Below are 11,214 nucleotides of genomic sequence, written 5' to 3' on the forward strand. Positions count from 1 at the left end.
GGGGTCAGCTTCTCACCCACGACGTGGTAGGTGAGGATCTTCGTCAGGGTGGCCTTGTCGGCCAGGACCTTGTCCAGGTCGGCCTTCGGGATCTTGGCGAAGGCGTCGTTGGTCGGCGCGAACACCGTGATGTCCTTGGCGTTGTTCAGGGTGTCGACCAGACCCGCCTGCTTCACCGCGGCGACCAGCGTCGACAGCGCCGGGTTGTTCGAAGCCGCCGTCGCCACCGGGTCCTTGGCCATCCCGTCGAACGAACCCGCGCCCTGCGCCGGCACACCGGCACAGGCCGAGCCGAACGGCCCGTCCGCGGCCGGCGCGGCCGGGGTGGCCGCCTCCGAGGCGGCGGAGTCGGAGCTCTTGTCGGCGGTGGGGCCGGCGGCGGTGTCCTTGCCCGCGTCCGAGCAGGCCGCGAGCGAGAACGGCAGGACGACCGCCGCGGCGACGGCGAGCGCGGTACGGCGGATGCGCAGGGTGTGGGACATGGTGAACCTCTCCTGGGGCATGGGTGATTCTTCGGAAGGGGACGTGGTGTGCTCTGAGGGGCCGGCCCGCCAGGGGGGCCGGCCGCCGGGGGCCCGCGGCTTCGGGGGCCCGCGGCTTCGGGGCTATCCGGCGGTGACGAAGACGCTGTGCCAGCCGCTGGCCCCGTCGGGGACGGTCCGGGCACGTTCCTCGGTCTGTACGGCGCCGGTGCCGTCGGTGGCCCGGACGGTGAGGGTGTGGCCGCCGGCCGCGGCCTTCCACGGGTAGGACCACTGGCGCCAGGTGTCGATGCCGGCCTGCGGCGCGAGGTCCGCGTCCTGCCAGGGCCCGTCGTCGATCCGAACCTCGACGCGGTCGATGCCGCGGTGCTGGGCCCAGGCCACGCCGGCGACGACGACGCTGCCGGCGGTCGGGCGGGCGAAGGGCTTGGGGGTGTCGATGCGGGCCTGCGTCTTGATCGGCGCCTTGCGGGCCCACTTGCGCTTGACCCAGTAGGCGTCGTAGGCGTCGAAGGTGGTGAGCTCCAGGTCCTTGATCCACTTGCAGGCCGACACGTACCCGTAGAGCCCGGGGACGAGCATCCGTACGGGGAAGCCGTGGTCGAAGGGGAGCGGTTCGCCGTTCATGCCGACGGCGAGGATCGCGTCGCGGCCGTCCATGACGTCCTCGACCGGGGAGCCGAGCGCCATCCCGTCGACGGAGCGGGCGACGAGCTGGTCGGCGGGGCCGCCCTTCGAGGGCGGCTTGACGCCGCACTCGCGCAGCAGGTCGGCGAGGCGGACGCCGAGCCAGCGGGCGTGGCCGATGTAGGGGCCGCCGACCTCGTTGGACACGCAGGTCAGAGTGATGTCGCGCTCGATCAGGGGACGTTCGAGCAGGTCTTGGAGGGTGTAGGTGCGCGGCCGGGCGACTCCCTTGCCGTGGATGCGCAGCCGCCACGTGTCGGCGTCGACCTTGGGGACGACCAGGGCGGTGTCGACGCGGTAGAAGTCCTTGTTCGGCGTGGTGAAGGAGCTGATGCCCTGGGCCTTCAGCTGGACGCCGGCCGGCAGGGCGGGGGCGGGCGACGCCGGTGCGGGAAGCTTCAGCCCTGCCCTGGACGCCACGGCCCCCTGGCCGCGACGGCCGGAGAGCGTGCGGCCCAGGGCCCCCAGGCCGGTGGCGGCGACGGCGGTGACCGAGGCCGCGGCCAGGAACCCCCGTCGCGACCAGCGCCCTTGGCGCTCTGCGGCCACGGTCTCCGGTCCGGCGGCGGTCTCCGGTCCGGCAGTGGTCTCCGGTCCGGCCACGGGTTTCGGCCCTGCCACGGGTTCCGGTCCGGCGGCGGAAACGATCCGGCCGGCCAGGAGGTAGAGGATCGCCGCGCCCGCGAGCGCGCCGACGAGGGAGGGCAGGGCGTCCACGGGTCCCTGGGTGTCGGGCCGGGTCAGCGCGGCCACCGCGCCGATGACGCCGAACAGGAGCACACCGGCGGCGCCGGTGCGCCGGTACCGCAGGGAGAGCAGGCCCAGCGCGACGGCGAGGAGGCCGAGGGTGGCCAGGATGCCGAGCTGGAGGACGAGCTTGTCGTTCTCGCCGAAGGTGCGGATCGCGAAGTCCTTCACCGCGGCGGGCGTGCGGTCGATCGCCGCGCCGCCGACGACGGTCACCGGTCCGGCCTCGGGCCGTGCCAGGGAGGCGACGAGTTCGGCGACCGCCAGGGCGGTGTAACCGGCCAGCAGGCCGGCCGCGGCGCCCTTGAGGCCGCGGACGAAGGTCGTGCGGAAGTTGCTCACACCCTGCATTCGCGCCGCCACGTCCGGCGGATTGGTCCCACCTTCGATGAGCCGAAGATCGGCCGCTTCCTTGACGTACCGGCGCGCCGGCAGGGGCGCCGCGGGCGGCCGCCCTTCGGGGCGGGCGTCTGCTCCCACCGCCGCCGGCCGTTCGTCGAGCCGGGCGTTCGGCCGGGGCGTTCGGCCGTACGGGCGCAGCCATGGGCGCGGCCAATCCTCATCGGCCGCCGTTCCGAAGACCGTGCAGGCGACGGACGGGTCCACGGCCGGCCGCCGCACTACCAGGGGGCCGGTCACACTGCCGGGTCGAGCGCCCGTCACGCCGTGGACCGGCCACGGCGCTGCCGCCCTGTCCGTCGACGGCACCGGGGCGGACGCGGGGCGTGCGACGGAGCGGGCCCGCTCCCGGAAGGCAGGAGACCCGACCTGTGCGGCGGCCCCGTCCCGCCGCGCGACCGCATGGGGTGACCAGATGAAACACGAAGAAGATCCACACGCCCTCACCGGTGCCTACGCCCTCGACGCGCTCGGCGGTGAGGAGCGGCGCGCCTTCGCCTCCCACGTGGAGCGGTGCGCGGCATGCGCGCTGGAGGTGGCCGGTTTCAGGGCGACGTCGGCCGCTCTCGCGTCGGCGGTGGGCCTGTCCCCGCCCGCGTCCGTACGGCGGGCGGTCCTGCGCGGCATCGGCTCCGTCCGCCAGTCGCCCCCGCCCGCGCGCCCCGAGCGTGCCGTCGGACCGCTCGCGCTCCTGGGCCGCCGGGCGGGGCCCGTGGTCCTGGCCGCCTGTGTCGCCGCGGCCGCCTTCGGTTCCGCCGCCGTGTGGCAGCACCAGCGGATCGCCCAGGCGCGGCCCCGGGCGGTGCTCTCCGACTGGCAGGTACGGGAACTGTCCGCCGTCATGGCCGCGCCCGACGCGCGGACCGTGCACGGGCGCACCCGCGGGGGCGCGACCGTCTCCGTGGTGACCTCGGCGCTGCTGAACCGGGCCGTGTTCGTGGCCTCGGGCCTCCCTCCCGCACCCGCCGGGAAGGTCTACCAGCTGTGGTTCGACGACCACGGCACCATGCGTCCGGCGGGCTCGATGCGACGCGACGGCGCGGTGCTGCTGCGCGGCGACACCGGTCAGGCCCTCGCCGTCGGCCTGACCCTCGAACCCGAAGCCGGCTCTCCCCGGCCCACTTCCGGCCCGCTGTCGCTGCTCAACGTCCGTGCCTGACCGCCTTGTTCCACGTCCGGGCCCGGTCACCCCGCTCAACGGCCGCGCCGGATCACCTCGCTCGCGGCGAGGCCGGGCCCCGGCACTCCCCGGTCCCGCAGGTCCCGCAGGCAGGCGTCGTAGGTGGCCCGGTGGACGGCCCGGGCGAGGCGGGCGCCCCACGTCGAGCGGGGGCCCGTGAAGGCTTCGCCGGTCCGCCCGGGCAGCGGCTGCGGGGCGGCGACGCATACCGCGTCGGTGGGTGTGCCGGATCCGTCGACTCCGGCGTCCCGCAGCGCCTGTGCCTTCGCCTCGGTCGCGGTCGTCACCGCGTTGACGTACGCGGCGGGCGACAGGGGCACGGGCAGGGCGCCGATGATGTTGATGGTGCCCGCCGGGGACGGCAGGTCGTCGCCAGGGTCCGGCGAGGCGGCCCAGCCGTGCACGCCCACCCCGGCCGTCACCAGGGCCTCGGCCTCGCCGTCGTGGGCGTACCCGTGGGCGGCGACCCGGGCCGCGGTCATGAAGGCGGCGCCGGGACCGCCGAGCCGCGCGCCACGGGCCAGCTCCCCCAGGTGCCGGTCCGGGTCGTGGCGCCGGTACCCCGGGGGGACCTGCGCGTTCATCACCCAGTGCCGCTCGCCCCAGCCTCCGCCGAGGACGGCCGAGGAGAGCATCAGCCAGCCGGGGCCCGGGGCCCAGAGGAGGAAGGGCAGGCTCAGGCCGTCCTCGACGCGGGACAGCTCCGTGGCCGAGGACAGGGGAACGAGGGCGCGTCGGGCGGAGATCACAGGGAAGGGTAACCGTGCCGGGTGAGGGGCTATCCTCACAGCCATATATCTTGACCATCAAGATAAGTGGCTATCGAGAGAACCCTGCCCCAGGAGCATCATGTCCCCCTCTCCCCGACTGGCCCGATGGCTCGTGCCCGCCCTCCTCCTCGTGGCGTGGCTGGGCATCGGAGGCACGCTGGGCCCGTACGCCGGCAAGCTCGGCGAGGTCGCCACCAACGACCAGGCCGCCTTCCTCCCCCGGAGCGCCGAGTCCACGAAGGTCGTCCGGGCCCAGGCCGCCTTCCGGCAGCAGGAGGCCCTGCCGGCCGTCGTCGTCTGGACCCGCGACGGGTCCGCGTCCGTCACCCCCGAACAGACGGCGGCCGCGACCGCGGCCCTCGCCCGGCTCGACGGCCGGCCCGCCTTCGCGGGGCCGCCGTCCCCCGTCGCCGCGTCCGAGGACGGCAGGGCGTTGCGGGCCGTGCTCCCGCTGCGCCCCGACCTCGGCGACGAACTGCCGTCGGCGCTGGGCGAGATCCGTTCCGCCGCCTCCGCGGTCGGCGGGACGACGGTCCAGCTGACGGGCCCCGCCGCCACGCAGGCCGACCTGTCGGACGCCTTCGCCGGCATCGACGGCCTGCTGCTCGGCGTGGCGCTGCTCACCGTCCTGGTCATCCTGCTGCTCGTCTACCGCAGCCTGCTGCTCCCCCTGCTGATCATCATCGGGGCGGTGTTCGCGCTGGGCACGGCGTGCGCCGTCGTCTACGCGCTGGCGGACCGGGGGCTGGTGCGCGTGGACGGCCAGGTCCAGGGGATCCTCTCGATCCTGGTGATCGGCGCGGCCACGGACTACGCCCTGCTGCTGACGGCGCGCTTTCGCGAGGAACTCCAGCACGAGGACGACCGCTTCACCGCGATGCGCGCCGCCCTGCGCCAGTCGGCCGGGCCGATCGTGGCCAGTGCGGGCACGGTCGCGCTGGGCCTTCTCGCCTTGTTCCTCAGTGACTTGACCAACAACCGGGCGCTCGGCCCGGTCGGTGCGATCGGCATCGTGTGCGCGGTACTGACCACGCTCACCTTCCTTCCCTGCGCCCTCGTGCTGCTGGGCCGCCGGGCGTACTGGCCCGCGCGCGTCCGGCGGGAGGCCGGCGGGCGGGGGATCTGGGAACGGACCGCCGCGCTCGTCGACCGTGCCCCGCGCAAGGTCTGGTCCGTCGTCCTCGTGGGCCTGCTCGCCTGCTCGGCCTTCGCGCCGGCCCTCCACTCCGGGGGCGTGCCGCTCGACGAGATCTTCGTGAACGAGGCTCCGTCCGTCGCCGGCCAGCGGGAGTTGAGCCGGCACTTCCCGGGCGGTTCGGGAAATCCCGCCGTCGTGATCGCCGACGCCGACCGGCTGCCGGAGGTCCGCCGGGCGGTCGAGGAGACCGAGGGAGTCGCCTCGGCCTCCGTGGTGGCCGAGCCGGGGAGGCCGCAGTCGCCGGTGATCGCGGACGGGCGGGTCCGCGTCGACGCCACGCTGGAGGATCCGCCGGACACCGAGGCGGCGAAGGCGACGGTGGCGCGGCTGCGCCAGGCCGTGCACGCGGTGCCGGACGCCGGCGCCCTCGTGGGCGGCTACACCGCGCAGTCCTATGACACGCAGCGGACCGCCGAACGGGACCGCGCGCTCATCGTCCCGGTGGTCCTGGCCGTCATCCTGGTGATCCTGATCGGGCTGCTGCGCTCGCTGGTGATGCCCCTGCTGCTGGTCGCCACGGTCGCCCTGAACTTCTTCGCCACGCTGGGGGTTTCGGCCCTGGTGTTCCGGTACGTCTTCGGCTTCACGGGTACCGACTCCTCCGTCCCGCTGTACGGGTTCGTCTTCCTGGTGGCGCTGGGCGTCGACTACAACATCTTCCTCATGTCGAGGGTCCGCGAGGAGTCGCTGCGGCACGGCGTCCGCGAGGGGGTGACGCGCGGGCTCACGGCCACCGGCGGGGTGATCACCTCGGCCGGGGTGGTGCTCGCGGCCACCTTCGCCGCCCTCGCCGTGATCCCGCTCGCGTTCCTCGTGCAGATCGCGTTCATCGTCGCGTTCGGGGTGCTGATGGACACCCTGCTCGTCCGCTCGCTCCTCGTGCCCGCGCTGGTGCTGGACATCGGCCCCCGGGCCTGGTGGCCCGGACGCCTCAGCCGGCCGGCCGCCCCCGGCCCGACCCTGTTCGACTGGGAGTTCGCGACCGACCCGTACCCGGCCACTACGGCACGGCGGTGTTCCCGCCCGGCCAGGCCGGGGAGGACGAACGGATCGACCTCGGCGCGCTCGCCTACGACGACGTGACGCTGGCCCGGCTGCGCGGCCTGGGCGCCGGCCCCGGGTGGACCTGCCTCGAGCTGGGAGCGGGAACCGGGAGCGTCGCCCGGCGGCTGCTGCGCGAAGCGGGCGTCGCGAGCGTGCTGGCCGTCGACCGCGACGTCCGCTTCCTCGCCTCGCGCCCTCTGCCGGGGCTCGGCACCCTGGAGGCGGACGTCTGCGACCCCGGGTTCGATCCCGGCCGGTTCCACCTGGTCCACGCCCGCTTCGTCCTGATGCACCTGCCCGCCCGGCAGCACCTGATCAACTCCTTCAGCGAGCTCCTGCTGCCCGGCGGAGTGCTCGTCCTCAGTGACGCCATCGACCTGACCAGCGCCATCGCGCCCGAGACCCCGTACACCCGGGCCATGGGGGCGATGTGGCGGGGCCTGCGCGAGACGATCGGCACCGACGTCTCCTGGACCCCCCGGTACCCGCAACTGCTGCGCACCGCGGGGCTCGGCTCGGTGGCCGCGGAGATCCACGTACCGCCCCTCACCCCTGGCAGCCCCATCAGCCGGTTCTGGGCGCAGACCTGGGAGCGCGCGGCCACGGCGATGACCTCGACGGGCCTGGTGGACGGCGCGGCGATCGACGAGGCGGTCCGGTACCTCGACTCGCCGGACTGCGCCGGACTGTCACCCGGAATGATCACCGCCTGGGGCCGCCACGCCGGTACGGGCGGCCCCGCGCCCTCCTGACGCCCCGGCACCGCCGGGGCGGGTCCGGCCGAATCAATACCCCTGGGCTCAGGGACAGTTGCGGGTCCGGTGCCGGCGTGATCCACTTCTTAGCGGTCAGATCCCGGCCAACGGCGGCCGGACGTTCCGCCCGTCGACATCGTGACAGTTCGACCGAAAGGCATGACTGATGAAGCTCCGCAGTTCCCTGCGCACCGTCGCGGCCGCCGGCCTCCTCCTCGCCACCTTCGGCGCCGGCGCCGGTTCCGCCTCGGCCGCCGACAAGGACGGCTGGCTCACCAGTGGGGAGTTCGGCCTGTTCTGCTACACCAACCAGCAGAACTCGGTCCTGGACCTCAACGTCTCGGACAGCAACTTCGCGGACGACTTCTTCAAGGGTTCGCAGAGCTGCGCCTACCAGCTGACGAACGACTGGACGGAGTCCTACTCGAACCGGGACGTCTACTCGTGGAACATCCACACGGACTGGAAGGGCAGCGGCTACGGCGCCACCATCGCCGCCGGCGCCCGGGGCAACACGAACGCGACCTTCACCAACTCGATATCGTCCGCCTACTTCAACTAGGAGGTGTCGTCGCACTCGTTCCCGCCGTGCGGCGCCTGGCACGCACGGCCCGCCCCGCGGGCGTACGGAACGACCTCGACGACACCCCCGGCCCCGCCCAGGCGCGTTCCCCGAGTCCCCGCACGGACGTCGGGCGCTCCGTCCGCATGCGCCGGCCGGAGCGGCCGCGCCCGTGTCCGGCCGTCCCCGCATCGGAGCCCCATGTTCCCGCCGCGCCCCGCACCTCTCGTACTGACCGCCTCCGCGGTCGCGCTGACGCTCCTGCTGACCGGATGCTCCGCGTCGGACGCCGACGACGCCCCGCCCGAACCCGCGATCGGCGCGGTACCCGCGCTGCTCGAAACCCGTTCCCTCGCCTTCCCGTTGGCCCCGTACGTACCGGACGCCCGGCAGCTCGGCATGCTCGACGAGGCGCAGGACGTACTCGTCGACCAGTGCATGCGGCGCTACGGCTTCCGCTACCAGCTGCGGCGCAAGGCCGCGTCGGCGGAGAAGCACGGCGAGGGCCGCCGGTACGGCCTCTCCGACGCGGCCGAGGCCGCCCGGCTCGGGTACGAGAACCCCGAGACGGCCGGCGCGTCGAAGCCGCCGGGACAACCCCTCGGCCCCAACGAGCAACTGGTGCTGCACGGGCTGGAGGTGGACCCGTCGAAGCCGGTGCCGATGAGCCAGGACGAGGCGGAGAAGTCGGACGCGGCGACCACGGTCGTCGGCGGCCAGAAGGTGCCGGCGGGCGGCTGTCTGCGGGAGAGCGCCCTGAAGCTGTACGCGCCGACCGCGGACACCCTGGACGGCATGGTCCCGCACTCCTTCGGCTTCGACGGGTTCGCCCGCTCCCGCAAGGACAGCCGGGTCGTCAAGGCCATCGCGGCGTGGAGCGCGTGCATGGCCGAGCACGGCTACACCGTGGACAACCCGATGGACCCGCCGCCCGGCGTCGACGACACCAACCTGAGCGGCGCCCGGGCCATCGCCACCGCCAAGCAGGACGTGGCCTGCAAGCAGCGGACCAACCTGGTGGGCACCTGGTACACGGTCGAGAGCGCCTACCAGAGGCAGCTGATCGAGCGGAACGCCGAGACGCTGGACCGGGCGAGGAAGCAGCTCGACGAACGGATGCGGCTGGCCGCCTCGCTGATCGCGGCCGGAGCCTGAGGCGGCACGCGCGACGGGGGGCACGACGTACGCGGAGCGGACGGGCACAGGGGGGCCGGGGGCGGGCGGGCGGCAGCGGACCCGCCCGCCCCCGGCCGGCGGCTTCGACTAGGGTCGACGCGACAGCGCACCACGCACCATCGACGAACGACCACGAGGAGCAGCCGTGAGCCGGCCGGCATCCACCGCCCTGCAGCAGGAGATCGCCCGGGAACTCCAGGTGGCGCAGACCTTCGACGCCGCGCGCGAGATCGAGCGCCGGACGGCCTTCCTGGCCGAGCGGCTGACCTCCACCGGCCTGCGCTCCCTGGTGCTCGGGATCAGTGGCGGTGTGGACTCCACCACCGCCGGACGGCTCTGCCAGCTCGCCGTGGAGCGGGCCCGCGCGGCCGGCCACGACGCGACCTTCTACGCCATGCGGCTGCCCTACGGCGTGCAGGCCGACGAGAAGGACGCCCAGCTGGCCCTCGGCTTCATCGAGGCCGACCGGGTGCTGACGGTCGACGTGAAGCCCGCGAGCGACGCCGCCCTGGACGCCTCCCTGGCCGGCGGCACCGCCTTCCGTGACGCCGCGCACCAGGACTTCGTCCAGGGCAACATCAAGGCCCGCCAGCGCATGATCGCCCAGTACGCGGTGGCCGGCGCGCACGACGGCCTGGTCGTCGGCACCGATCACGCGGCCGAGGCCGTCTCCGGCTTCTTCACGAAGTTCGGCGACGGGGCGGCCGACCTGGTCCCGCTGACCGGACTGACCAAGCGCCGGGTGCGTGCCGTCGCCGACGCACTGGGCGCGCCGGCGGAGCTGGTGTGGAAGGTCCCCACGGCGGACCTGGAGACCCTCGCCCCGGGCAAGGCCGACGAGGACGCGCTCGGTGTCACGTACGACGACATCGACGACTTCCTGGAGGGCAAGCCGATCGGCGAGCGGGCCTTCGACACGATCGTCCGCCGCTACCGCCTCACCGAGCACAAGCGGCAGCTCCCGGTCGCCCCGTAGCGGATCACGGCCCGGGAGCGCGGCCGGGGCGCCGGCCGACCACGTAGCCTCTCCCCTTGTTGATCCAGGGGAGGGTACATCCATGCAGGTCAGATCCAGACGCGGCTTCCTGGCCGCCGCCGCGGCGCTCACGGTGGCGTCGGCCGTCAGCGCGTGTGGCGAACCGGAGGCCGACACCGGTCCGCTGGGCGTGTCGTCCGGCGGCGGCCGACTGCCCCCGGCCGCGGAGTCACTGTCCTCCGACGGCACCACCATCGTGCTCGGCGACCCCCGCGCCGCCCTGACCGTGCGGCTGTACGAGGACCCGAGCTGCCCGGCCTGCGCCGAGTTCGAGACGGAGGGCACCGGGCCCTACCTCAAGCGCGCGGTCCGCAACGGTGGGCTGCAGCTCCAGTTCACGCTGGGATCCTTCCTCGGCCCCGGGTCCAGGCTCGCCGTCAACGCGCTGCGTGCCGCCCTGGACCAGGGCAGGTTCGACGAGTACCACCACCGCCTCTACCGCCACCACGACAAGGTGCGCGGGCGCGGTGGCATCACGCGGGAAGGGCTGCTGACCCTGGCCGGCCTGGTCGACGGCCTGCGCGGCCCGGTCTTCGACGCGGCGGTACGGGACACCGCGCACCAGGGGTTCGTCGAGTCCTCCGGCGCCGCGCTCGACGGCTCTCCCGTCCGGGGCACACCGGCCATGGAGATCAACGGGGTGCTGGTCCCGACCGGGTCCGACCTCTACAGCGATCGTGACCGCCTCGCACGGCGCCTGAAGCGGGAAGCGGGCGCCGCGGCCTGAGCGGCGGCTTCCGGCTCCGGACGGTCAGTGCCCCGGCCCGGGGTCCGCCCCCTCGGGCCCGGACTGGGACCGCGCGCGCTTGGTGACCACCGCGGCGGCCGCCAGCGCGCTGCCGGTGAAGGCCAGCGCGAGCATCCAGGACCGGTCGAAGGCGTGCCCGGTGGCGTGGTCGACGGAGTACCGGCCCGCGCCGGCGAGGCCGATGGCGGCCGCCGTGAACCCGAGGAACGCCGGGTACTCGAACCCGCCGTCCTGGGCGAAGAACCCGGCCGGGGCGTGCACCGACACCGCCCCCGCCATGGCCCCGGCCGCCGCGGCACCGGCGGCCGGGGTGGCCAGGCCGAGCACCAGCAGCGCCCCGCCGCCGGCCTCCCCGCGGCTCTCCCCTCCCCGTCCCCACCACGCTTTCGCTGCTCCTGACACGCCGCTCTCGTCGTCGGGCCGGCTCACC

10 protein-coding genes and 1 pseudogene are annotated in these 11,214 nt (G+C 74.3%); 7 read left to right on the forward strand and 4 right to left on the reverse strand.

Features of this window, described 5'->3' with window-relative positions:
• Both ABT106_RS28080 and ABT106_RS28085 read right to left on the reverse strand, forming a co-directional pair.
• Positions 1 to 503, reverse strand: a 503-nt coding sequence (locus tag ABT106_RS28080) for a fasciclin domain-containing protein (RefSeq protein WP_351282763.1), incomplete at its 3' end; no start/stop codon positions are given.
• Positions 504 to 605: 102 nt separating this feature from the next.
• On the reverse strand, positions 606 to 2,267 hold the full coding sequence (locus ABT106_RS28085) for a molybdopterin-dependent oxidoreductase (RefSeq protein WP_351282765.1): 1,662 nt from the start codon (positions 2,265 to 2,267) through the stop codon (positions 606 to 608).
• Between the two features lie 463 nt (positions 2,268 to 2,730).
• Between ABT106_RS28085 and ABT106_RS28090 the strand changes: the two genes are divergently transcribed.
• Positions 2,731 to 3,474 (forward strand): anti-sigma factor, encoded by a 744-nt coding sequence (locus tag ABT106_RS28090; RefSeq protein ID WP_351282768.1) that lies wholly within the window; start codon positions 2,731 to 2,733, stop codon positions 3,472 to 3,474.
• A 35-nt stretch (positions 3,475 to 3,509) separates the two neighbouring features.
• On the opposite strand, the gene ABT106_RS28095 is transcribed toward ABT106_RS28090, so the two are convergent.
• On the reverse strand, positions 3,510 to 4,289 hold the full coding sequence (locus ABT106_RS28095; protein ID WP_502979500.1) for an adenosylcobinamide amidohydrolase: 780 nt from the start codon (positions 4,287 to 4,289) through the stop codon (positions 3,510 to 3,512).
• 55 nt (positions 4,290 to 4,344) lie between these two features.
• Between ABT106_RS28095 and ABT106_RS28100 the strand changes: the two genes are divergently transcribed.
• The 6 genes from ABT106_RS28100 (at position 4,345) to ABT106_RS28125 (ending at position 10,763) form a co-directional block, all read left to right on the forward strand.
• Positions 4,345 to 6,546 carry an MMPL family transporter gene (locus ABT106_RS28100; RefSeq protein ID WP_351282772.1) on the forward strand — a complete coding sequence of 734 codons (2,202 nt, stop codon included), beginning with the start codon at positions 4,345 to 4,347 and terminating at the stop codon, positions 6,544 to 6,546.
• Positions 6,432 to 7,259, forward strand: a complete 828-nt coding sequence (locus ABT106_RS28105; RefSeq protein ID WP_351282784.1) for a class I SAM-dependent methyltransferase — start codon at positions 6,432 to 6,434, stop codon at positions 7,257 to 7,259. Before ABT106_RS28100 ends, ABT106_RS28105 begins: the two co-directional genes overlap by 115 nt.
• A 169-nt stretch (positions 7,260 to 7,428) precedes the next feature.
• On the forward strand, positions 7,429 to 7,824 hold the full coding sequence (locus tag ABT106_RS28110) for a hypothetical protein (protein WP_351282775.1): 396 nt from the start codon (positions 7,429 to 7,431) through the stop codon (positions 7,822 to 7,824).
• Positions 7,825 to 8,025: 201 nt separating this feature from the next.
• Positions 8,026 to 8,979, forward strand: coding sequence for a hypothetical protein (locus ABT106_RS28115; RefSeq protein WP_351282777.1), 954 nt, complete (start codon positions 8,026 to 8,028; stop codon positions 8,977 to 8,979).
• Positions 8,980 to 9,145: 166 nt separating this feature from the next.
• A complete protein-coding gene (nadE, locus tag ABT106_RS28120; RefSeq protein ID WP_351282780.1) occupies positions 9,146 to 9,976 on the forward strand; it encodes an NAD(+) synthase in 831 nt (276 codons plus the stop codon).
• Positions 9,977 to 10,058: 82 nt separating this feature from the next.
• Entirely contained in the window at positions 10,059 to 10,763 is a 705-nt protein-coding gene (locus ABT106_RS28125) for a DsbA family protein (RefSeq protein ID WP_351282782.1), read from the forward strand.
• 24 nt (positions 10,764 to 10,787) lie between these two features.
• Here the strand turns inward: ABT106_RS28125 and ABT106_RS28130 are convergent.
• Positions 10,788 to 11,214, reverse strand: a pseudogene (locus tag ABT106_RS28130) (hypothetical protein); the annotation flags it as partial.

Origin of the sequence: Streptomyces sp. NPDC002044 (assembly GCF_040296725.1) — a bacterium.
Taxonomy (GTDB): domain Bacteria; phylum Actinomycetota; class Actinomycetes; order Streptomycetales; family Streptomycetaceae; genus Streptomyces; species Streptomyces antarcticus.